Genomic DNA, 23,463 nt, shown 5'->3' on the forward strand with positions numbered 1-23,463 from the left:
CTTAGCTGCCGCCTTCCTCTAGCGCATTCCTTCTTACTTTCTACTTTGTCCTTTGTTCTTTTGGCCTATACTTGGGTCGTATGGACGAAACCAAGTCCAGCTCGGCAGCGCGGTTCACCCGCCGGGTTGGACTGTTCACGTTCGGGACCCTAGTCTCCCGACTGCTTGGCGTTGTGCGCGAGTCGGTATTTGCCTACCTTTTCGGGGCCGGACTCGTAACCGACGCCTTCAACGTAGCGTTTCGTATCCCCAATTTCTTCCGAGACCTGTTTGCCGAGAGTGCACTATCGGCCGCGTTCGTACCGACTGTCGTCCAGAGTATCAAGGAGGGTAACCGCGCCAAGACTTGGCGTTTTGCCGCGAACATGCTGAACGTGATGCTCCTTGCAATTGGGCTCCTTGTCGTGACGGGCATCGTATTCGCGCCGCAGGTCACAAGGCTGGTCGCAATGGGATTCACCAAGGATCCCGCCAAACTTCACCTGACCGTGGTTCTGACCCGTATCATGTTTCCGTTTCTGCTCTTCGTCGCGCTCGCAGCCTGGGCCATGGGCATCCTGAATGCGTGTGGCACTTTTTTTGTCCCGGCCGTTGCGCCCGGTGCGTTTAACGTCGTCTCTATTGTCGTACCACTTTTGACCTACGGCTGGCTCCGTTCCCGAGGCGTTGAGCCGATAACCGGCATGGCCGCGGGTGTCTCGGTCGGAGCGGTCGCGCAACTGCTTGTCCAATGGCCCCATCTGCACCGTTATGGCTTCCGGTATCGGCCAGTACTTGACCTCCGCGACCCAGAGCTGCACCGGGTGCTCCTGCGTTGGGTCCCGATGGTACTCGGACTGGCAACCTGGCAGATAAACTTCCTTGTGAATACCTTTCTTCTCACATTCCTGAGTGAAGGCTCGATCACCTGGATTAGCTACGCGTATCGGATTCAGCAACTGCCGGCCGGGCTGTTCGGCGCAGCCATCGGCTCGGTTGCGCTGGCCGAGTATTCGCACCAGACCGCGGGTGGCAAGGCGACAGCAATCCGGGAACGATTCCACCACGCTATGGGCCTAGTCTCAGCCTTGACCCTGCCGGCGGCCGCGCTGCTCTTTGTCTTGGCCGTGCCCGTGGTCAGGCTTGTTTACCAGCACGGCCGGTTCACTCCCCAGGACACGGCATTCACTGCTCAAGCACTGGCGCTATACTGCCTCGGAATATGGCCCGCGGCCGCAACCCGCAACTGCGCGGCCGGTTTCTACTCGCTCGGCGATACCCGAACTCCGGCGCTCATTGCGGTCGGCGTTGTTGCGCTCAATATAGCGATGAACCTAATGCTTATGCGCGCAATCGGTTTTCGCTCGTTCGCCCTTGCCAGCTCGGTTGCACAGCTTGCGAACTTCACCCTGCTGTTTTTGCTTCTGAGACGCCGGGCCGAGGGGCTATCTGTCCGGTTTAGCACAGCCTTCAGGATTCTGGTTGCCTCGGTCGGTGCCGGCATTCTAACCTACGCTCTATCTTGGCTCTACGAGCATCTACTACCAGTAACCAATGTCTGGCTCCGGGCAGGCCAGATTGTTCTTACCGGATGCATAGGACTTGCAGCCTTTTTCTTGCTTGCCCGCCTCATTGGTGCAAGAGAAGTAAGTTCCGCTTTTTCATTAACTTTCAGGCGACAGCCAAAATCTACCCCGTTGCAGATTGACAACGCCGGCTCCTTGAACGATGATAATGCGTCTAATAGATAGACTATGGCTGTCAAACAAACAAGTGAGGTGCCCAAGAACATACCCGTGCTGATGGCCGGCTGGCCGGGCATGGGCAATGTCGGTATCGGTGCGGCCGACTATCTGCGTCGCAAACTAGGCGGGAAAGTTTGCGCCAAGATTGATGTCTCCCGTTACTGCTTCCCTGAGTCTATTGAGGTGGACTCAGGCATCGGCCGGATCCCTGACCTGCCAGCCCATGACATCTACCTTATATCCGACCCGCCGTTCTTTGTGTTCGAAGGTGAGGTTCAGGTCGGTGGTGAAGCCGGCTTGTCAATTGCTCAGGAGCTTCTCGACTTCGCGGTCGAGCATGGTGTCAAGACCGTCTATACCGGCGCGGCTTTCGCATCACCGGTCAGTGCACTCGACCCGGCCCGGGTATTCGGCGTAGCCACCGACGAGCGGCTCAAACAGACGTTCCCGGCGCTGGGTGTCGAGCCGCTGGCTGAAGGTCGGATTTCAGGCCTGAACGGCCTGTTACTTGGACTGGCTGGCTCCCGTGGACTTCCGGCCGCGTGTTTTCTTGCCACGATGCCCCACTACGCGATTCAAACCCCAAATCCAAAAGCATCAAAAGCGGTTGTTCAGGTGCTCGAACGTATCCTCAACACCTCAGTGGACATGACCGAGATTGATGCGGCGATTGCCGAGTCGGACCGGGTCCTGGGCGAATTCGAGTCCCGGGTCAATGAGGCGATTCAGGCACTCAAGCAGCAGGCTGAGCGCAGTGCGTCCGACGAGGAGGAAGAGCACCAGCCCGAGCCGCACGAAGTTATGGACCGTGTTGAACGACTGTTTGAGCAGGTTCAGCGTGACCGCTCCAAGGCCGGAATCCTCAAGGCCGAGCTTGACCGCTGGGGCCTCTTCCATCTATACGAGGACCGTTTCCTCGACCTGTTCGACAAGAAACGCAGGAAAAGCTAGTACAGGCGCAGCCGGCTGAATGCTCGTTGCAGCCGGGCGATTTCGCGGTGATGGGTCATGTCCAAGTGCAGTGGCGTGACTGAGATGTAGCCCGAATACACCGCCTCGAAATCCGAGCCCCGGGTCTCGGCAAAGGACATCTCGCCGTCAATCATGTACGAAACCCCACCGTCCGGCAACGAACCTTTTATCGCCATGTCCCGGTAGATCCTGTGCCCAAGCCGAGTTACCTTCACGCCCCTCACCTCACCGGCCGGTATGTTGACGTTGAGCAGGACCTTTTTCGGCAGCACACCGTCCAGCAGCAGTGGCACCAGCTCGCGCAGGAACCGCTTGGCAGTCTCACGGTTCTGACCGGCCTCAAGGTAGGAAACCGCAACCGCGGGCATCCCGAGCATCGCGCCCTCGATTGCGGCTGCAACCGTTCCCGAGTAAAGCACGTCATCCCCGAGATTCGGACTGTCGTTGATGCCGGAAAACACGAGGCTGATAGAACGCTTCAGAATGCCGTGGTGGGAGATAAGGAGGCAGTCGGTCGGCGTGCCGTGCACCGCGAACCAGCGCGGCCGTAGCCGCCAGACCCTTATCGGCTTACGCAGGCTGAACGAATGGCTGGCCGCAGACTGATTGACTGCCGGCGCAACCACATACACCCGGCCCATGCCCTTGAGACCATTGTACAGGTCCTTTAGCCCCTGCGCCTCGATGCCATCGTCGTTCGAAAGCAGTATCAGGGGACGCTTTGCTCTAACGGTCACGCGCTATGTATATCCGCCACTGGCCGGCTGTCAACAGCTACGGACAGACGACCTTCGTGCGCGCCACAAGGCCAGGGTGTTTGACCTCGACAAGATACACGCCGCTCGATAAGCCGCGCATATCAAGCGGCATGCTAAACGCACACTCGCCGATGACCAATGGACGGACAAAGACGCACCTGCCCGCCGCATCGTAGATGCGCACCAGACCACTTGACCGCTTGGCCTCCTGGCTGCTGAGTCTGAGCGTCGCCAAGCCTGAGATAATCGGATTCGGGAATACTGCAAACTGCCAATCTCCAACTGGAGCCTCTCCAGCTTGCTCAAGCCCGGTTGATTCGAGCCGGCCGCGCAGGTAGTACACATCCTGATTCCCGGACGAGACGTCGTACCAAACCACGTGCAGCATGCTATCCTGACCGGTAATCGCGGGATGGCAGACATTCGCACTGCGGTCGGTCAGCCTTGTCGGCTGGCTCCAGACACCGCCCTGACTCCGCCAGGCGTGGTACAACTGCGAGGTCTGCGATGTGGCAGTTTGCCCGCACCAGACTGCATGGCCTTCGCCATTCGCAAGACAAGAGATGCTTGGATAACCCTGCTGTCTCATCGTCTGGACTGTCAAGACCGTAATGCTGGACCACCCTGCCGGCGTGCGCAGTCGGTGGTAGATGTTTTGGTAGATGTCATTGCCCGACCGGCCATGCCAGACAACGTGGAATCCGCCGGAGTCATCAGCGCAGGGAAATGGCGCGTACTGGGTCAGACTGTTGCTGAGCTCGGAGACAAGCTCCACCCCCAACCAGAAACCGTTGACCCGGCGACGACAGAATACCTGATTTATCCCACCGCCCAGGTCTAGGCCGCACCATGTAACGCACAGGTTGTCGTTCTTGTCCGCGGCAACCGAAACTTGGTCATGCGGGCAGAGAGCGTCGGTAATGACCTCGGCTGCGCTCCAACCTGAACCTGGCCGCCATTCCTTGTGAAACACCTGATAGTGCATACTCCCATTCGGAATCCCATACCAGACAACGTGCAACCTCTCACCGCCGAGCTGATACGATACCGACGGGTAGAATCCAAACCTCTCGCTTCTGCCACTGTCAATCAGAGTGTCAGGATACCAGCGCAACCCGTCGTATCGCTTGTACCAGATGCCGTAGCACGGATACTGGCCGGTATGCCATACCACACTGACCCTTCCTGACTGGTCGCAAGCGATGCCGGGCTGGTTGCAGTCCACCGGCTGGTTGGTGAGCATTGTCTCCGGGAGCCATACCTGCTGTGCCCGGTCAAATCGGCGGTACCACAACTGGTACGGAACCGTACGCTGATCAACCCAGGTTACATGCACGTTGCCTTGTCCGTCCACGGCGATGCTGTGTTGCCGCGCGTAGCCAGTGTACTGGTAATAGGTGTTTGTCGTCAGCGGCAGTATTGAATCCCAGACCGGGTCAGCGCCTGATGTCTCCTGGGCGACTGCGGCAAGCAGAATCAGAGTAACTGGCAGCAACGTGCTTCGGGGTCGTCTCACAGACGTATAGCTAACACAGGGCCGCTGCCAAGTCAAGAACAGGGGGCGGCTTTCCGCCGCCCCCTGCAAGTCAGTCCGATTTGGACCTGTCGGTCCTATCTCTGAACCACGAGTTTCTGGGTTGCGGTTGCGCCATCAGCGTCAAACCGGACAAGGTACACGCCTGCCGGAATCTTCCTAAGGTCCAGTGAAGCGACCGAGACGCAGTCAGCAGCGACGAGCTTGCGCGCAAGCACACAGCGACCTGCTACGTCGAACACGGCAATGCTCACCGGCCCGGGTTTGGGCAGAGTGTATCGCACCGTTGTCCAACCAGACGCCATCGGGTTCGGGCTTATTGCAAATTGCACGCTACCAAGTGCCAACTTGCCCGCCTGCACCCCGATGTAGGGCGTGCGGCCTGATACGTAGAAGGCTGGTGGCTCACGGTATCGCCACGTCTCAAGCGTCTTGTTACCCTTGAGTGCAAAGAACGCTGCATACCCGTAATAAACCAGGTCTCCCCCCGACTTCACGCGCTTCTTTTTGTTGGTCGTGCCGTTACCTGGTACTGTATCAAGCTGGGTCCAGCTATCGCCCTGAGGAAAGTACTTGAAGAAGCCCTGAGTATTACCGCCCTTGAGCGCGTAGATGTTGCCATCGTACCACGCACCCGCGGCGCCGTCCTTGGACTTCTTCTTCTTCCCAGCCCGGCCATTCTCCAGCCCGAAAACCGGCATACCCTTCTTCGCAGTCTTGTACCAAGAGTCACCTTCGATGTCGTAACGGAACATGTAGTGGTTTGCACCGTCGTTGTACTTGGCCTGATGTGCGTAGATCGTATTATCGCCGTCGTAAACCAGGAACGAACCCTTGTCGTACTTCTGCTTATTCGCACCGTAAGGCACCTCAGGAAGCGTATCCCACCGGCCGGCCTGGATGTTGTAGCGGTAGAACTCAGTCTTGTACCCCTTCAGGAGATAGACCCAGCCGGTGTCGTCGCGCTGGACAAACACCATGTCCTCTCCGCCCTTGACCCGCTTCCGGTACACGCCCTCAGGCACACCTGTCAGCGCTGTCCAAGTGTCTTCCTCGATATCGTACCGCCAGAAACCAAGGGTATTATTACCCTTGGTCATGTACACTGCTCCGACATTATCAGAGACGCCCCGGCAGCCCTTGGACGGCGGCTTGTTGCGGCCTTCTTCCTCGGACGGAATTGGTTTGAGGTCATGCCAAGTACCATTTGCGCCGGTCATCGGGTCGTACTTGTAGAAGTCCGGCGTCTTGTACCCTTTTGCCGCATAGACGACAAAGCCATCTTTCTCTTTGTCCGGCCCAGTTGCTAGCCAACCACCGTCCTTCACGCTCCTGTTTGACGGTGAGTATGGCACGTTCGCAACCTCAACCCAGCCGTAAGGCCAGGGTGGGCCGTACTGAACGTTGAACGACCCCAGCTTCCAGTCGTTGTCCGGGTCCTGGTCCCCGAAAACGTAGGCCGAGCACTTCACTGCCCAGTCGCCCAAGACTTCACCGACGTTGTACCCAGTGAACTCAACGGTTCGGGATTCGCCCGGTCCGAGGTCCTCGACCGGCTCGGTCGGGCTGTGCACCCGTGTGTGGGATGGATCCTCGAGGAAACAGTAGGCAGTGAAACTGGTCGGTGCGTCACCGTTGTTCCGATAAGTCGCCTTAGGCTTGACCTCGGTATTGGCCGCAACGTAGCCACTCGGTGCGACAATCTGCACGCACTCGATATCAAGCGCAGGCGGCACGCCGCCCGGCCCGAGTCCGTACCAGAAGCCCCAGTATCCGAGCCGATTAGTTGCCGACGCGGTACCCTGGATTGACTGGGCCAGAGAACCGTTCATCCGGTGGCTTGTGCCGACTCCGGGCAACCCACCCGAATTGAACGACTGCCAGGGTATCTTGTAGTCCTGCGCCGAAGCAAGATTGGCAAGCAGGAGCAGCGCCGAAATGGAGACTATACGTCTCGTTCTGTTAGTCATTTCGTCCCCCTTTCAGAGTTGCAGTTCCTCCTACCTTCCTCGTACCGTTTTTGCAGTCAGGCGGTCGCTGGCAGCGCAAGCCGGAATCCGCTTCGGCAGTTTCGGCCCCTGCGGCCTCGGCTCGAAATGCAGTTTTGTGCCGTCGAACCACATCGGCAGAGCTGAGTTCCTAGTGTCGTTTTCGTTGAACATCACCCGTTCCATCTTCTGGTCAAAGTCGGTTGCGGCGAGTTCCTCAGGCAGCTCTGGCTTCTGCTCGTATCCGGCCCTGCGGCCGACCGCAATCCAGGCGAACTTGGTCGAGCTCTTGCCCGAATTCGACTCGCGCACTGTAAAGCCGTTCTGGTCAACTGAGGCCAGATACACCTGATTCTCGCACTCGCCCATTGGGGTCACAGTCACGACAACCGGCACCTCACCCGAGACTATGTCGCTGAACGCAGCGCCAAAGGTCACGCTAGCTTCTCCGTCCTTAAGCTCGCTTATGCCTGAGGCATATACTTCGACGTTCACCGAAGTCGGCACATAGGTTGCCTCGCGCTTCGTGCCAGTGTTGTGCAACACTGCACTAACGCCGTTGGTGTAGCTGTTTCCGTCCGTGTATAATGCATACCTGTTACCCTTGACATGCGCGCCGTACACATCGCCCCTGAGCCAGCCGCCCATCAGGCCGCCGTACCAGCCGCACCCAAAACCGTCTCCCGATCCCGAAGTCCATGCAGTAGTGCCATAACCGCCGTAACGGGCCGAAGTACTTGAGTAGTACCCCAGCGCACCCCATGTGCCAATTAAGCCGCTCGAATTCAATATCATACCGCCAAATGCGCCCGCGGTCCTACCATAATCATCCCAAGTGACGCCAATCGTTCCCGCAGAATACGTGTTGCCCCAGTCCTGCAAACCGATGATACCGCCGTTCGGGTCATCCCAGCTATAGCCCGAGTACGAACCCGACTTATAGCCTATTACGCCCAGCCAGTCGTCTGTGGAACCCAGCACTCCCCGTGCACCATTGCCACCACCGCTGCTAATACCGGCCACACCCAGAAACGGGCTATTGGCATGGACGCCGGTGTTTAGGGTGCAGTATGCCTTTATACCCATTGCGTAGGAACTGCCGTATCCATATACAGCGTACTGCGTCGTGCTTGCGTTGTACGCGTAGCCGTAGACCCCGTAGGCAGCGCTGCCGAGGTACCCGTAGTGGTCGGCGTCATACCAGCCGTATATGCGATAGCTGCTACTTGGGTTAGTTCCAACTGCGATGTAGCCGGCCCCGGCATCCTGGATTGAGGAGTTCCCCAAGGTCGTCGAGGCCGTCCAGCGGGCAACGTAATTCGCGGTGCCCGAACCTCCCACACCCCCGCCGGTGCCGTTCGATGCCGCGGTGATGCGGCCGTACTGGTCAACCGTCAGATTTGTGTTCGTATAGGAACCGGCTGTCACGCCGGTCGTAGTCAATGTGGGATTCGGGTACGTGCCAGTCAGGTGCCCACCCGCTGCCTCGCCGTTGTTGATGTAGCGATTGTCGCCCCAGGTCTGGTCGAATCCCACCGTGCCGGTCGTTGTTATCGGGTTAGGCGAACAGATGATGCCAGTGCTCTGGCTGACACTCGTCACCGTGCCAGAACCGCCGGTGCCATTCGACGCTGCCGTGATCCGGCCGTACTGGTCAACCGTCAGGTTCGTGTTTGTGTAAGAGCCCGGGGTTACACCACTGGTATTCAACGTGATGTTCGGATTCTGTCCACCGCTTGACGCAAGCGGAGCACTTGCGGTAACGCTCTGCACGTAGTTGTGCGTGTGAGTGTAAGGCGCGTACCGGGCATCTCCCCAGGTAACGTCAAAGCCGACCGTGCCGGTCGTTGTTATCGGGTTAGGCGTGCAGATGACACCTGTCGCCTGACTCACACTCGTGACGGTTCCGGTGCCACCCTGAAGGTCGTCACCAGGCAACCAGGACGATGTACTGGCGTTCCACTTCAGCACTTGGCCGTTCGTGGCACTCTTCTGCGCAATCGTCGGATTGGGATACAACCCGGTCAAATCGCCACCGGCCACAGTCGTGACGCTGATATAGTCGGCTGCAGGCCGGTTACCAAGGTTGGCTGCGTCATCCGCGTTGTAGGCGTACGGTGCACTCACTATTCTTGTCCTCGGCAGAATCGGATCGCCTTCCACCGTCACCTGAAACCAACACTCAGGCCCTTCCGGCAACTCGGTCGGCTCAATCTGGTTGTTCGAACCTAGGATGACATTGAAAAGACCTCCGGTCACTTGCACATTTTGCTGGGTCTCGCTCCACACCGGTGAGCCGCCGGTTGACTGAGTGTATATCTCGAAGAGCATGTCGAACTGGCCCTCGAGCGGGTTACCGCTTCCGTCCGTGAGCTTGCCCTGGTAGTTGATGTACTTTGGTATCTGGATAGCGTCCTGGGCCGGGACACTGGCCTGGCCCGCCGCAAGGGCGGTACCAATAGCAATGGTCAGACACAGAACCATTGCCGTGATGCTGATTCTAGGCATTGCGCCTCCTTTTTGTTTTGCCCTCTGTGCCTGAGGGCGTTCCCTTACTTCAGCAGGGCCGCACCTTGCCCTGCTTTCCTGTGTCCTTTACGATTCGGATGTACCCGTAAACTTACACCGCATTGTAAGGCCAGGAAAAGGCCATTGTCAAGCAGAAAATTGGCTTGGCTGGAGACGGGACGAGACGCAGCGCTAATTAGGAACAAGACTGAAATCAACATTCCCGAGCTGACAAGAACGTAGGCAGCAAGCGTTTTGCAGGACTGGAGGAGTAGTCTCGTTCGGCGGAAACTAAGGTCTGATCGTTCTACCCTTACTCTGTTCGCGGTCTATCTCTGCACCACTAGTTTCTGCGTTTGCGTCAGGCCTTCGGCATGCAATCTCACCAGGTAAATCCCGGTTGCGAGCTCGCACATATCAAGCGGGATGCTCAACTCCTCATGACGCCCACTATTGTTATTCCTTCTCCATTGGGTTAGGGGAGCAAGGACACACCGTCCCGCGGCATCGAAAATGCTCACCCGGCAACGCGAGCTTCTAGTCACCAGGCTACCTGACAGCTTGAGCATTACCTGCCCACCCCTTGCCGGATTTGGCGCAATCTGCAGTCTGGCATCTGTCATTTGGTTTCGGTTTGCTGGTCCGGCGATTCCGATTCCACCGTCTGTGGTCTTCAGTACGCAGCAGGCATCGTCGCACACATAGCCAACGCTGTTGTCTGCAGGAAACGACACGCCAATAAACCCGAGTCCGGCTGCAGGCAACGTCTGAACCTCCCAACTCTGGCCGCCGTCAGTCGTCTTGACCACCGTAGCATTATCGCCGACCGCGTACCCGGTATTAGCATCAACCGGGAAGACGATCCGCCTGAGTCGCATCAGCACACCGGTTTGCAGAGGAACCCAGGTCAAACCCGCATCGGTTGTTTTCAGGACCTCTCCTTCTTCCCCGCATGTGTACCCAGTACCAGGCAGCGGGAAGAAAAGGTCTGCTATTGGCCGCTGGGCCGCAGTATCGGATGACCAACTTGCGCCCGCGTTCGTGGTCCGGTAGATGACGTTCTTCGCACAGACGAATCCGACCGCCGGGCCGGTGAACCATATCGCGACATAGCTTCTCATTGTGTCCGGCGGGTTTACCCGGGACCAGGACGCTCCCGCGTCCGTGGTCCGGATAATGGTGCCGGCCGCGCCGCACGCATATCCAGTATCGGTGTCGGGAAAGGAAAGACGTGCCAAGTCTGCCTGCACGCCCGGACACGAGTCCGGTTTCCAGGTCTGTCCGCCGTCTGTAGTCCTAATGATTGCGCCCTGAGGACCGACACCGTAACCGATGTTGGCGCCAGCCAGAAAACACAGGTCATTGATTGTCATCTGGAAGCCGAGGCTGTCGGTAAACCACGTCTCTCCCGCGTCCGTGGTACGGTACACGACATCCTGGCCGGCAACGTAACCCGTGTCAGAGTTTGGGAACTCGATGTCGAAGCTCGCGCCTGAGAATCCGTGCGACAGACGGTTCCAAGTCACGCCGGCATCCGTAGTCGCGAGGAGAAGCCCTCGTTCGCCGACCGCGTAGCCACTAGCACCGGTCGGAAAGTGAATTGAGTGGAGCGCGCCCAGGTCCGGCCCGGTCGGTTGTTGCATCCAGGTCTGGCCCGCATCGGTTGTCTTGAACACTGACCCCATATCGCCACACACATAACCAGTGTCCTCGTCCAAGGGAAAGTGGATTGCGCGAAGCTGGATGCTGGCAGGAACTGACTCAGTTTGCCAAGAGCTGCCGCCGTCGGTAGTCTTGAAAACCCGACCCCGGTCCGCCGCGACGTATCCGATATTCGCATCAAGGAAGCATAGCCCGTTCAGTCGCACCCGACCGGTGCTGACTGTTTCCGGCTGCCAGGAGCTGCCGCCGTCCGTAGTCCTGAATGCCACTCCGGATACGCTTACGACATATCCGGCTTCGTTGTTCAGGAACTGAACCGCAGCCAGTCGATCGCTTGTGCCGACCAGAATCGGCTGCCATGTCTCACCACCATCGGTCGTCTTCAGAAGCGTTCCGGTTTCACCGCACGCATAGCCGGTACTCGCATCGGTCGGGAAGTGGACTGCGTAGAGCGTCGGCCCACCGCTTGCCGATGTATTCCAAGTGCTGCCCGCGTCGGTCGTCTTCAGCACCGTACCGGCATCGCCGACCGCATACCCTGTGGTCCCGGTCGGGAAATGAATCCCTCTGAGGGTGTGCCGACCGACCGTTGCCACGGTCCAAGTCGTACCCGCATCCGTTGTCTTCATCAGGGTCCCTCCGTTGCCGGCCGCATATCCGGTGTTGGGACCGGTGAAGAAGACGGAGTTAAGACTGTTGCCCTGTGGCCAGGGGTTGACCCACGACCAGCCGGCAAGACCGACTGACGATGCCACGGCAATGGCAATACCTGCGGCCGCCAGTATCATTCTCTGTCTCCAAGTCATCCGTAACTCCTTTCTCCCTGTCCGTGCCAAGCCCTTGGCTTGGCGATTCTGAGCTCTTGTCAGACAGCTCAAGTCCGGATTACCATGGCCGCTACCAGAGAATAAACTCCGGAACTTTCTTTCCCTCCGCTGCTTGCTTGAGCTGCTGTGCGGTCTGTTGTCCAGGCACGAGCTTGAGTACCGCCTCGGCCTGGGCCTTGGCCTTGTCCCATTCAGCAAGATTCAGAAACGCGCTGGCCAGCCTGAGCTTGAGCTCAACGTAAGCCGCGACTGCGGGCGTGCCGGGTATAAGCCGGACACCCGGCCGTTCAACCCGCTTGATTGCTGCCTCAAATATCCGAGCCGCCTCTCCGTAGTTCTTCCTTGCGCTGTGAAACGCACCGAGCTTGATCGCGGCCTGAAGGTTCAGCGTGTCGAGTCTGGTCGCGCGCTCGTAGTTCTCAAGCGCGGCCGAGGAATCGGCGGTTCTTAGATACAGGTCACCCAGAATTAGAAAAGCGGGCACGTTCAGCGTGTCAGCCGTGGTGAGCATCTTCACCGTGGCAATTGCCTGACTAGGGTCGTTGCGGGCAAGGTATATGTCGCTCATCGCGTAATAAGCCGGTGCGAATCTGGGTGCAATCGTGATGAGCCGGCTATAGTTTTCCAACGCCCTGGTCGTGTCGCGCCGGTTGAGATAAATGTCGCCAATAAGTGCAAGCGCCTGGAAGTTCGTGGTGTCGGTCCGATACCAGTCTTGGGCGAACGTCAACGCAGTGTCAAGCAGGGCCGCCCGGACGGCCGGTTCAATTCCGGGGACCCTGGTTGCCTTGTTGAAGAAAGTAAACCCCAGCTTACCTACGGCCTGGGTCCGACTCGGGTCAATCTCAAGCGCACGCCGGAAGTCGGCAATCGCACTGTCGAACTTGCCTTCGTCGAATGAAAGGTTCCCGCGCAGAGTGAATACATCGGCCTGGGCGTCACGGGCCAACACCGTCCGTCCGAACCAGTTGTGTTGCTCGTGCAGCGAAATTGCTCGGTCAAACGCCCGGCGTGCCTTGGCCGCGTTACCAACCTGCTGGTGATAACATTCGCCGAGGTTTCGGTATCCGAGTGCGGTGACAAATGCATGCCGGCCGCTCATCGGCACTGTACAGAATATCCAGGACAGGATTGCAAACAGCACCACAAGACCCAGCTCAACGATGCCGGGCTTCTTGTTCTTCCACTGACCAATGAGCCGACTGATTGTCGCGCCACCGAATACGGCCAGCGGCAGGATTAGCGGCAGCCGGTACCTAGTACCGACGTAGAACACCATTAGCGTCAGCCCGGTCGCAACCAGCACAAGATATAATGGCCAAAATTTCGCCCGGCTGCGAAGTTCCAAGATAAGTCCGGCAAGTCCCAGCGCGAAGAGCAGTGCGAAGGGTAGAAACGCGATGCGCAGCACCGGTACCTGCTCAAGCTCCACCGAAAGGAAATAGTTGCTGGCAAACTCGTAGTTTGAGAGCATGAGCACAAGTTTCTGGAACTCGAGCCGCAGGAAGTTACCCGGGTTCTTGGCAATCCAAGAGAGCCCTCGCTTCAACCAGAAAGAAGAGGCCTCGGAAGGTTTGATTGAATCCCGCTGCATCGTTCTGGCTGCGTACCCCATATCGAAGAACTGTTGCTCACCGATGCCAGTCGGGTACTTGCCGCCATAGGTCTGTTCATACACCTCGGGCGGATGGACAATCGTGCCCGAAGCACCCGGGTTGTTGCCCTGGTAGAATGTATAGCCGGAGTTTGCGTTCACCAGTACAAAGTCGTTACCCGCCAGTACGTTGTGTAGGGTCGCGGGCAGAATTGCCACAAACCAGCCGGCCGCGAACAGTACGAAGCAGACGAACCGGAACCGCTTGCGCAGAAACAGCCAGAAGAGGAACAGAACCGGTACGATAACAATCGTCCCGCCCCACGCCAGGGTGCCGACCCCGATGCACAGTCCGGCCAGAAGCCAGTGGAGCCGGGGTCTTCGCTCCTCAGAACGCAGCAGCAGCCACACGGCCACAAGCAGCAGCGTGATGACAATGGTGACCGAAACCAGCTTGGTCTCTTTGAACGACAGTGGCGCGTACAATGCGCCCAGCGCCATCGCCGCGATGCCAGCACGATGCGAAAACAGGCGCTTCGCAATCAGATAGGTAAGGAACAGATTCAGGACTCCAAGCAGTATTTGCAGCACGTACACCGGTAGAAGCGAGTTGAACACCCAGATGAGCGCTGCGAGTACATAGGGATACAATGGTGCCCGATAGAACACCCTGAGCGCCGGCGCAAGACTCAAAACATCGCCTTGGATGATGTTGCGGGCCCAGTCGAGGTAAACGATTGAATCGCCCATCGGGAAGTTGTAGTACGGCATCTGCTGTGAGTAGTAGACGAGATAGATGAGTTTGTACAACAGCGCTGCACCGAGCACGGCCAGTACGGCAATCAATTCACGACTGAGACGGAATCGTTGTGTCGTCATAACGCTACTTACCTCCGCGGCAAATCGTACCCGGCTTCGTGACCAAGTCAAGGCCCCGATTTTCGTCAGAAATAACCTACCCGAAACAGGTTCGTTTCGTCAGAATGGACAAGGCCTGTTCGGGCGTGAAATAACAAGCTACCAAGGACCATCTCTTCCTAGACGACGAGGGGAAAACCATCCTGGCAGCCTGCCTGCTAGACATCTTTTCTCCTTCTCACTCACTCGGTCCGCTTCGACAACCAGCGGCTGTTCTGCCATCCCAAGCTCAGAAAGGCATCTACCAAGCTCAAGGCTATCAGTCCATCTACGGTTGACCGCCTGCTCCGACCAGTCCGCAAGGAGCTCGTGGCAAAATGCCGCTACAAACCGTGGTGTGCCGACGCAGGAGGTTGCATGACTACAGTCAGTGCAGAACCTATTGGGGGTAGGTCCAAATTATCAAGGCTTCCTGGGTTGCCCCGAAATCCAGGCGTCTGACGTCCGGTGTTGTTGACATGTATTTGCTGCGGGTTAGGATTGTGACACGTGGAATGATGAACGCGCTGGTAGCCTGCATTGTTTCGGCCGCGTTTGCGGCCGGTTCGTTCTCTGCTGCTGATAGTCCGAATGACCAGGGCGGTGCAATTCGGCTGAGCTGGTCCGCGGTCGGGGATTCGGTTCTGATAAGTAGTTATCTGGTGTACCGGTCAGACGCGCCAGACTCCGGGTTTGTGCCCTTGACTGAGGAGCCGAGTTCGTCCTCTGAGTACACGGACAACAGTGTGCAGGATGGCCGGCCGTACTATTACCGCCTTGACGCGGTGAGCGGTACTGATACTGTGAGAGGTAAGGTAGTTGGGCCGGTAAAATCAGTTGCCCAGTGGTTCAACACAACGCGGGTGAATATTCTGGTCCTGACGGCGGTGATTTCCGGGCTTTTTGTGTTCTACATCTACCGCGCGCGCCGGGGAGCAAAGATGTTTGTGCGCAAGATTTCCGGGCTGGATGCGATTGACGAGGCACTGGGTCGGGCGACCGAGATGGGCCGGCCGATAATGTTCAGTTTTGGACTCGGATACATCACCGACATGGTGGTCATCGCGGCCCTGCCGCTGCTGCGCAAGGTGGCGATGAAGTCCGCGGAGTACTCGACTCGGTTGCTGGTGCCGAACTCGGACCCGATCGTGATGACCGCGGCCCAGGAGACGGTGAAGGAGGCTTATACTGAGATGGGTCGGCCGGACTTCTACAATGCTGACAACATCAGTTTTCTGACTTCGGACCAGTTCGGCTATGCCGCAGGCGTAGATGGCATGATTCTGCGCGAGAAGCCGGGCGCAATTTTCTGGCTCGGATATTTCTATGCCGAGTCGCTGATTATGGCCGAAACCGGACATTCGGTCGGCGCAATTCAACTGGCAGGCACGACCGAGACGACGCAGTTGCCGTTCTTTGTTGCAGCCTGTGACTATACCATGATCGGCGAGGAGATCTACGCGGCTTCGTGCTATCTTAGACCGGAGCCGGTAATGCTTGGCACCTTGAAGGGTGAGGATTTCATCCGGTTCTGGCTCATTGTGCTGATTACGGGCACCGTGGCTCTGGGCACACTGGCGACGCTGGTGTCGAAACCGGCGCCGTGGCTTCAGTCAGTGTTTGAGACTGTAGTAAGGTGGGCAACACCAGCCTACTGAGGACAATGAGGAGCGAGACAGAAACATGCTGAAGAGGAATGTGCCGCTGGCCGTTGTGTTCGTGACCGCCCTCCTGCTCATCGTTGCGTTCTTCATTCCCCACCGGCCATTCGGCGACCTGGAGTCACGGTTCCTCAACTGGTACGCGATTGTGTCCGGGTTCACATTCCTGCTCGGACTTGATTCCCTGACCCGGCACCATCTTACCCGGGTGATCCGCCGGACCGAAGGCTGGCCCTACAGCCTGCTGCTGGTCCTGTCCTTGGCCGGGACAATGGGACTCGGGTTCTACTCGTGGATTCGGTTTCAGTCACCGTTTGCCCTGCGCGCGCCCTTCATGTGGTTGTACACCTATATGATAATACCGCTTCAGGCCACGATGTTTGCAAGCCTAGCGTTCTTTATTGTGTCCGCGGCGTACCGGGCTTTCCGGGTGCGCAACTTCGCGGCGACGCTGCTGCTCATTGCCGCCTGTCTTGTGATGCTTGGAAACGTACCCTTGGGCAGTTCCATCTGGCGCGGCATCGGCGAGCTCGTTCACCTGGTGGTCCCGGGTGTGGACGTGGGAAAATTCGCCGGGCTAGAGCTTTTTGCCGCGGTCAAGGACTGGTTGATGTCAATTGCAACTGCCGCCGCAGTACGGGGCATTGGTATCGGTCTGGCACTGGGCGGCATTGCAATGTCGCTACGCATCATTCTGGGAATTGAACGGACCTACATGTCATGAGATTCTGGGAACGGCTTGCGAACGTTGACCGCAAGGTTCTGTATCTGCTTCTGGCTCTGGTCGTGGCCGTGCCGATTATCGTCCGGCCGAAAACCAGCATAAGGGTCTCCGAGCCGGTACGGGAGGCGTTTGGCGCGGTTGACCGGCTACCGGCCGGGTCGGTCGTAATGATTTCCATTGACTTCGACCCGTCATCGGCGCCTGAAGTCCAGCCGATGTTGGTGGCCCTCCTGCGTCATGCCTTCAAGAAAAATCTTAAGGTTATCGTGATGGGACAGCTTGCCCTGGGGCTGCCGCTAGCAGAAATTGCACTCGACCAGGTTGCGCCCGAAATGGGCAAGAAGTACGGCGACGACTACGTGAACTTCGGTTACCGGCCAGGATTCACCGCGATGATGGTTGGAATGGGGCGAGAAATACGAGACTATTTCCGAACCGACTACCGTAACGTACCGGTTGATTCATTCCCGTTCATGCGCCAGGTGCACAACTACGAGGATATCGCACTACTGGTGAGCCTGGCGCACGGTGGCGTTGCTGATGCCTGGATCCAGTACGTGGGCGGGCGGTTCAATCAGGCGATAATCGTGGGCTGCACCGGTGTGAATGCGCCGAATCTGTATCAGTACCTGCACTCAGGCCAGATAAAGGGACTAATCGGCGGATTGCAGGGTGCATCCGAGTATGAGACACTCGTTGAAAGGCCGGGTTCGGCCACGCTCGGCATGCCGGCCCAGTCTGCCGCGCACGGACTGATAATACTTCTCCTTGTCATCGGCAACATCGGCTACCTGCTGTCAAGGAAAAGGAAGGCGTGACCCTCGCTCCATTGAGCACCACCATATGCTACTGAATATCATCGGCACCTGGATCGCGGCCACACTCACGCTAGCGATTCTTTCCTTTCTGTATCGGGACAATCCGTTCTACAAAGTCGCGGAGCACATCTACGTCGGCACTTCGGCCGGCTTCGCGGTAATCTATGCGTGGGCATTCGACGTGTACCCGATGCTTGTAGATGCATTCCGAAACAATCTGGCCGAGCACAACTACTGGGAGGCGTGGATTCTCGTCGTGCCGACAATTCTGGGAATAATGATGCTCTGCCGGTCAATCCCAAAGATTGCCTGGATTTCGCGCTGGCCGATTTCGTTCACCGTCGGAATTGGATCCGGACTTGGGCTGGTCGCCGCCGTCCAGGGGTATCTTCTGCCCCAGATTTCCGACACTCTCCGGCCGCTTATCACGGTCAACAACTTCGTGGTCTATATTGGAGTAATCGCGACGCTATTCTACTTCTATTTCTCTAAAGAGCACAAAGGTGCCTTAGGTGTTTTGTCACGGGTCGGCATCATCTTCATCATGGTTGCGTTCGGAGCATCGTTCGGGTACACGGTCATGGCTCGTGTCTCGCTCCTGATCGGCCGGTTCTATTTTCTGCTCCACGACTGGCTGCACGTAATACGCTGAACGCCCAACCAGAGCGACATTGGCGCAATGGAAGGTTTGATTACCGCTGCTCTCATCCGGCCCATGACCGAGGAAGACCTTGATGACGTCGAGAAGCTGGAGCAGGCAACATTTGTCGAGCCCTGGAGTCAGGCCTGTTTCCGACAGGACTTGCACCGACCCCACAGCCTGGCATTGGTCGCAGTGAAAGATGGGCGTCTGGCCGGTTATGCGGTTGCCTGGGCTGAGGAGGAGCTGCACGTAGCGAATATCGCGGTCGAGCCGGCATTCCGACGTCTAGGTATAGGCCGGGCGCTCATGCAACAGTTGGAGACATTTGGCCGGAGACGCGGTGTAAAGTCCGTTTATCTGGAGGTCAGACAGTCAAACACCGAGGCACAGGCTTTCTATCGGCGGCTCGGGTTTGTCCAGACCTACGTGCGTCGGGGTTACTACTCGAACGGTGAGGACGCGGTGGTGATGGAGAAAGATATTGCAGCGGGACAGGGTCAATAGGCCTAATTGGGCCTGCTAGACATAGCGGTCGTAGCAGACAATTTCCGAAATGGGCTTGCGCGGCCGGGGCCTGGGCTCACTGGCCGGGTAGCCCAGCGGAGTCAAGGCGATCGGCTTCACATCTTCGGGTATCGCGAGCACTCTTCTGACTTCTGCTTCAATGAATGCACCAATCCAGCACGTGCCAAGCCCCTCGGCCGCAGCCGCAAGGATCATGTGCTCTAGCGCAATTGTTACGTCTACTGCGGCCGCACTCCAATATCCGCCCATGCCGTGCCAAGCTTCCTGTTCAAGCGCACACCCGCAGATGACAACCGGCGCTTCACCGACAAACTGCTGGCCGCGGCAGGCTGGCACCAGTTCCTGCCTGACCTTCGGGTCTCGGACAACGATGAACTTCCAAGGCTGAATGTTCTTTGCCGAGGGAGCAAGGCGGCCGGCTTCAAGGATGCGGGTCAGCACTTCTTCCGGGACCGGGTCAGGTTTGTAGCCGCGGACACTCAGACGGTGACGGACGACCTCATAGAAATCCATCACACCTCCAGCACGGTAGATTCAATGGTTCCTGCAAGACAGGAAAAGCGCCCGACGCGAGTTGAACGCGTGGCCTGCAGATCCGGAGTCTGCCGCTCTATCCATCTGAGCTACGGGCGCCAGGGCCAGAATCTAACCGAGCAGCCGGCGGAAGTCAAGCCGAGCCAAGTATGACCATTGACATGAGGCAACTGCCAGCAGTAAGATGCGAGAACGATGAGCCCGCAATCACCGTTCGACGAACTCGCTGAGCGGTACGATGCCTGGTACGACACCAAAGGCAAAACGGCGTTTGAGACTGAGCTTGCCGCACTCCGACCGCTTCTGCCCGCATTGCCCAAGCCCTGGCTTGAGGTCGGATGCGGCAGCGGCCGGTTCGCCCAGGCGCTTGGAATCCCGCTTGGCATTGACCCGTCGGTCGCCTTGTTGGCCAAGGCGAAAGAGCGTGGTATCGAGGTGCTGCACGGCGAGGGCGAAAAGATGCCGTTTCGGGCCGCGAGCTTTGGCACGGTCTTTCTACTGACGACTTGGGAGTTCCTTACTGAGCCGGCAAGGGTCCTTGCCGAGTGCCGACGCATTCTCAGACCTTGCGGTCGGCTGGTCAATGGCTATCTTGACCGTGATGGCAAGTGGGCAGCGAGCTATGTTGAGAAGGCCAAGGCAGGACACCCACTCTTCACCCATGCACGGTTCTGGACTCTCCCCGAAGTTGCAAAGGTCACAAGGGAGGCAGGCTTTCGGATTGTCAGAGTTGTCTCGACGCTGTTTGTCGGACCGGGCGAGCCCCTAGTAGTGGAAGAGCCGCGGTCTGGATATGTCCGAGGCGCCAGCTTCATTGTCATGGTTGCCACTACTCGTTTGTCAGAAATAGAAGAATCCAGGAGGATGTAAGTTCCAGTGGGTCAACATGTTTGATAGCAACATGCCGGTTTCCTTGACTTCGGTGCCATGCAGCCTAGACTATACTTTCGATGGCTCTGACTGTCGTTCTTATCATCGGCTCACTTCAAGTGCTAGGAAACCTCAAGCTCTCGCTTGACATGGCGCAATACCCGAGGCCAGACAGCGGAACAGACCTTGAGCTATCCTACGAAATTCCGCTAACTTCGCTTGTGTTCCTTAGGTACAATGACAGCTTTGCCGCCCGATTCGACATCGCGGTTCAGTTGCTGGATCAAGCCGGTAACCCACTGGCGGGAGACATATGGCAGCTAATCGCCAAGGTACCGGAGTACGACTACACGGTTGAACGCGACTCGACTATTGCCGGTACCGTCAGTATCATGGTGCCGGCCGGAGCGACCCGGTGCCGTGTACAGGTCTCTGACTACTCCAGTGATCGCGTGGCCAGCACGGTGTTCGAACTTGAAGCCATTGGGTCGAAACTTCTGGTCCGACTACTCCGGGCAGGTCGTCCTAACCCGACCCGGACATACCGTCTCGGAGATACACTCGAGGCTCTGGCTCAACTGGTCGCACCAAGCACGCGGGCTGACAGCTTCCGATTCCTTATCAGGAACGGTAGTAACAAAGTTGTAACCGCTGCGACCCTTGTTCCAGACTCGCAGGTTGACCCCGACCAAGCGGTGAACAGGTACTCGAACGCACGCTATCGGATCGCACTGACTGACTCGGCCGGAAAGACACGAATGCCGGGCGGAACCTATAGCCTGGAAGCAACTGCGTTCGGTCCGCACGCCCAGACCAATGCGAGCCGGATCGATTTCCGGATTGACGCGCCGTTCTATCTTGACGACCAAGCCTACCGGCAGAAGGTCGAAGAACTTGTGTATATTGCAACGGCCGCGGAGATGGCTGAGCTGAAGCGTAGGCCGCGCGAAGAACGCGAGCAGGCTTGGAACGATTTCTGGAAGAAGAAAGACCCGACTCCGACCACGGCCAGAAACGAAAGGGAAGAAGAATACTTCGCGCGCATTGACTACGCTAAAGAACACTTTGGTGGCGCGGACCGAGGATTCAAGAGCGACCGCGGCCGGGTGTACGTCCGGTACGGCCCGCCGGACAACATTGACTCGCGGCCTTTCGAACTGGATGTCCGAGCAAGTGAAACCTGGTACTACTACGACTTGGGACTTGAATTCCTGTTTGTCGACCGATATGGTTTCGGCGAGTACGTGCTTACCAACCCTGGAGCCCTGAATGATAATTAGTACTCTCCTCTGGATGACACTGTGCGCACTAGGCACGCCATCTCTCGCATCAGACGCTTTGCGTCCGAGCGCCGAGCCCGCGGCCGGCCTGGATGCCGGTGAACGGCCGGACTGGTTCAGCGTTGACTGGGCGGCATTCAAGGGCAACGAGGACTCGACCAGGGTGGAATTCTCTTATGCGATTCCCTACGACCGCCTCAACTACGAGGCAGGTGACACAGGGCTTGTCGCCCGGTTCAGCATCCGGTTTGAGTCAAAGGGAGATCGCGGGTATCGCCAAGACGCGGTCATCTTCAAACAGGCCCGGCTCGGTTCATTCAGCGAGGCCAGAGAAACCCAACGGACTTTCGTTGATATGTTCAGTGTGTCCATGCTACCCGGCCGGTACTGGTTCCGGATGACGGTGGCAAAGCCGGCCGAAGTGCAGTCAGACACGAGCGGTGAGACCACGGATTACACTGAAGCGTGTAGTGTCGAAGACAGCATTGATGTACCGGACTTCAAGTATGGTTTTGCGCTAAGCTCGTTGCAGCTTGCGGCCGGGGTGGTGTTCGATACGGTGAGTGGCGGTTTCTCGGTGATTCCCAATCCGACGCGGCGGTACGGTACCCCAGGTTTGGACCGGGTTTATTTCTATTACGAGGGCTACGGACTCGACCCGGCACAAGACAGCTACGAGGTCCGAGTCAGCATACGGCGCCCCAGCGGTAGTTCAAATGAACATAAGACTAACTTCGCCGAGCAAACAATCGTAAAGCATAAATCCGGTGCCCGAGTTTCTTCAGCACTCGGAGTGAGTGTAGAAGGGCTAACGGCCGGCGAGTATGTACTTGCGGTCGAACTGTACGACCGAGGTCGCAAGGAAAGCCGCACACAAGAAGAAGTTTTCTGGGTCGGCAGTCCAGCCGAGGCAGCCAGGCCAACAACACCGTACCGGCTGCAAATGAGTGAACTAGAGAAACAGTACTACCGTAAGCTTTCTTACATTGCAACGCCGCGCGAGCTTAGTTACTACAACGCACTTTCCGACTCGGGCAAAGAGGCGTATCTTGCCTGGTTCTGGGCCAGACATAACCTGGCTGAATTCGCTCGGAGAATGGATACCGCGGCCAGGAAGTTCAGAACATCGAGGACATCGGGCATTGATACCGACCGGGGCCGCATCTACGTAAAGTATGGCGAGCCGGACGAGGTCGAGCGCCGGGTTCTAGAGGTAGACCGCAAGCCTCGTGAGTACTGGCGCTACTACGGTGTCGGCTATGTGTTCGTATTCATTGACCTTACCGGGGATGATAACTTCAGACTGGCATACACCACAAGCCCGGACGAGCCCAAGACCGGCTACGAGAATCTTCTGACACCGGACGAAGAGGAGCTGTTTAGATAGGTCAAATGACGAATGACCCGCGGCCAATGACTGGGAACCAGAGAGTGCAGGGCGAAGGTCCAGAACCGGAGTCAGTAGTGGTCGAGCTGCATCCGTTCAAGTCTGAGGTGTGCGTTGTGGCAAGGGGCGTAGTGGTTACGGCCGGGGACCAGGTGATAATCCGAGACGAAGAGGGTGAGGACCTTGGTCGCGTGGTCGGTCCGACCGAGTGTAATGAGGGGAAGGGTATCGTACTCCGCAAAGCGACCGCGGAAGACCTCGCGAGTCGGGCTGAACTTGACCTCAAGACCAGCCGTGTACTCAGCCTGTTCTGTCGGCAGAAGGACGAGTTCGGGCTGGCAATGAAGGTAGTTGACGCCCACTGGCGTTGGGATAGAAAGAAGGTATGCTTCTACTTTGTCTCGGACCAGCGGCTCGACTTCCGGGCATTGCACAAAGTGATATCATCAGCGCTGAACATCAGGGTGGCGATAAAACAGATCGGCGTCCGGGACCACGCCCGCATGGTAGGGGGACTTGGGCACTGTGGCCGGGAGCTGTGCTGCCGGAGTTTCATG

General features: G+C 57.8%; 18 protein-coding genes and 1 tRNA gene. 11 read left to right on the plus strand and 8 right to left on the minus strand.

Annotated elements, in window-relative coordinates; genetic code table 11:
• Positions 1 to 80: 80 nt before the first annotated feature.
• Positions 81 to 1,730: a murein biosynthesis integral membrane protein MurJ gene (murJ, locus tag ABIL25_01400; protein ID MEO0080932.1), complete on the plus strand. Its 1,650-nt coding sequence runs from the start codon at positions 81 to 83 to the stop codon at positions 1,728 to 1,730.
• Between the two features lie 3 nt (positions 1,731 to 1,733).
• A complete protein-coding gene (locus tag ABIL25_01405; GenBank protein ID MEO0080933.1) occupies positions 1,734 to 2,675 on the plus strand; it encodes a PAC2 family protein in 942 nt (313 codons plus the stop codon).
• Here the strand turns inward: ABIL25_01405 and surE are convergent.
• The 6 genes from surE to ABIL25_01435 form a co-directional block, all read right to left on the minus strand.
• A complete protein-coding gene (gene surE, locus ABIL25_01410; protein ID MEO0080934.1) occupies positions 2,672 to 3,433 on the minus strand; it encodes a 5'/3'-nucleotidase SurE in 762 nt (253 codons plus the stop codon). The two genes, ABIL25_01405 and surE, sit on opposite strands and share 4 nt — an antisense overlap.
• A gap of 37 nt (positions 3,434 to 3,470) precedes the next feature.
• Positions 3,471 to 4,970: a T9SS type A sorting domain-containing protein gene (locus tag ABIL25_01415; GenBank protein MEO0080935.1), complete on the minus strand. Its 1,500-nt coding sequence runs from the start codon at positions 4,968 to 4,970 to the stop codon at positions 3,471 to 3,473.
• 95 nt (positions 4,971 to 5,065) lie between these two features.
• Positions 5,066 to 6,958, minus strand: a complete 1,893-nt coding sequence (locus ABIL25_01420) for a T9SS type A sorting domain-containing protein (GenBank protein MEO0080936.1) — start codon at positions 6,956 to 6,958, stop codon at positions 5,066 to 5,068.
• 30 nt (positions 6,959 to 6,988) lie between these two features.
• Complete coding sequence (locus ABIL25_01425; GenBank protein MEO0080937.1) at positions 6,989 to 9,484, minus strand: hypothetical protein; 2,496 nt, start codon at positions 9,482 to 9,484, stop codon at positions 6,989 to 6,991.
• A gap of 329 nt (positions 9,485 to 9,813) precedes the next feature.
• The gene (locus ABIL25_01430; GenBank protein MEO0080938.1) at positions 9,814 to 11,952 is read right to left on the minus strand and encodes a YCF48-related protein; all 2,139 of its coding nucleotides are present in this window, start codon (positions 11,950 to 11,952) and stop codon (positions 9,814 to 9,816) included.
• Between the two features lie 91 nt (positions 11,953 to 12,043).
• The gene (locus ABIL25_01435) at positions 12,044 to 14,446 is read right to left on the minus strand and encodes a tetratricopeptide repeat protein (GenBank protein ID MEO0080939.1); all 2,403 of its coding nucleotides are present in this window, start codon (positions 14,444 to 14,446) and stop codon (positions 12,044 to 12,046) included.
• 533 nt (positions 14,447 to 14,979) lie between these two features.
• Between ABIL25_01435 and ABIL25_01440 the strand changes: the two genes are divergently transcribed.
• Genes ABIL25_01440 through rimI form a run of 5 tightly spaced genes read left to right on the plus strand, consistent with a single transcriptional unit; the run spans position 14,980 to position 18,814 of the window.
• A complete protein-coding gene (locus ABIL25_01440; protein ID MEO0080940.1) occupies positions 14,980 to 16,122 on the plus strand; it encodes a fibronectin type III domain-containing protein in 1,143 nt (380 codons plus the stop codon).
• A 25-nt stretch (positions 16,123 to 16,147) separates the two neighbouring features.
• Positions 16,148 to 16,849, plus strand: coding sequence for a hypothetical protein (locus ABIL25_01445; protein MEO0080941.1), 702 nt, complete (start codon positions 16,148 to 16,150; stop codon positions 16,847 to 16,849).
• Entirely contained in the window at positions 16,846 to 17,667 is an 822-nt protein-coding gene (locus ABIL25_01450) for a hypothetical protein (protein ID MEO0080942.1), read from the plus strand. The genes ABIL25_01445 and ABIL25_01450 overlap by 4 nt, the downstream gene beginning before the upstream one ends.
• 25 nt (positions 17,668 to 17,692) lie before the next feature.
• The gene (locus ABIL25_01455) at positions 17,693 to 18,319 is read left to right on the plus strand and encodes a hypothetical protein (protein MEO0080943.1); all 627 of its coding nucleotides are present in this window, start codon (positions 17,693 to 17,695) and stop codon (positions 18,317 to 18,319) included.
• 27 nt (positions 18,320 to 18,346) lie between these two features.
• Positions 18,347 to 18,814, plus strand: a complete 468-nt coding sequence (rimI, locus tag ABIL25_01460) for a ribosomal protein S18-alanine N-acetyltransferase (GenBank protein MEO0080944.1) — start codon at positions 18,347 to 18,349, stop codon at positions 18,812 to 18,814.
• Positions 18,815 to 18,829: 15 nt separating this feature from the next.
• Here rimI and ABIL25_01465 read toward each other — a convergent pair whose 3' ends face one another.
• A complete protein-coding gene (locus ABIL25_01465) occupies positions 18,830 to 19,348 on the minus strand; it encodes a nitroreductase family protein (protein MEO0080945.1) in 519 nt (172 codons plus the stop codon).
• Positions 19,349 to 19,394: 46 nt separating this feature from the next.
• Positions 19,395 to 19,468 (minus strand) — tRNA-Arg (locus ABIL25_01470).
• Positions 19,469 to 19,564: 96 nt separating this feature from the next.
• On the opposite strand from ABIL25_01470, the gene ABIL25_01475 reads away from it, so the two are divergent.
• The 4 genes from ABIL25_01475 to ricT all read left to right on the plus strand — a co-directional run.
• Positions 19,565 to 20,239 carry a class I SAM-dependent methyltransferase gene (locus ABIL25_01475; protein MEO0080946.1) on the plus strand — a complete coding sequence of 225 codons (675 nt, stop codon included), beginning with the start codon at positions 19,565 to 19,567 and terminating at the stop codon, positions 20,237 to 20,239.
• A gap of 80 nt (positions 20,240 to 20,319) precedes the next feature.
• A complete protein-coding gene (locus ABIL25_01480; protein MEO0080947.1) occupies positions 20,320 to 21,519 on the plus strand; it encodes a GWxTD domain-containing protein in 1,200 nt (399 codons plus the stop codon).
• Positions 21,509 to 22,906, plus strand: a complete 1,398-nt coding sequence (locus ABIL25_01485; GenBank protein MEO0080948.1) for a GWxTD domain-containing protein — start codon at positions 21,509 to 21,511, stop codon at positions 22,904 to 22,906. Before ABIL25_01480 ends, ABIL25_01485 begins: the two co-directional genes overlap by 11 nt.
• A gap of 5 nt (positions 22,907 to 22,911) precedes the next feature.
• The coding region (ricT, locus tag ABIL25_01490; GenBank protein MEO0080949.1) for a regulatory iron-sulfur-containing complex subunit RicT at positions 22,912 to 23,463 on the plus strand (552 nt) is incomplete at its 3' end.

This window comes from candidate division WOR-3 bacterium, assembly GCA_039801365.1.
Lineage (GTDB): Bacteria > Hydrothermota > Tepidihabitantia > Tepidihabitantales > Tepidihabitantaceae > JBDRUN01.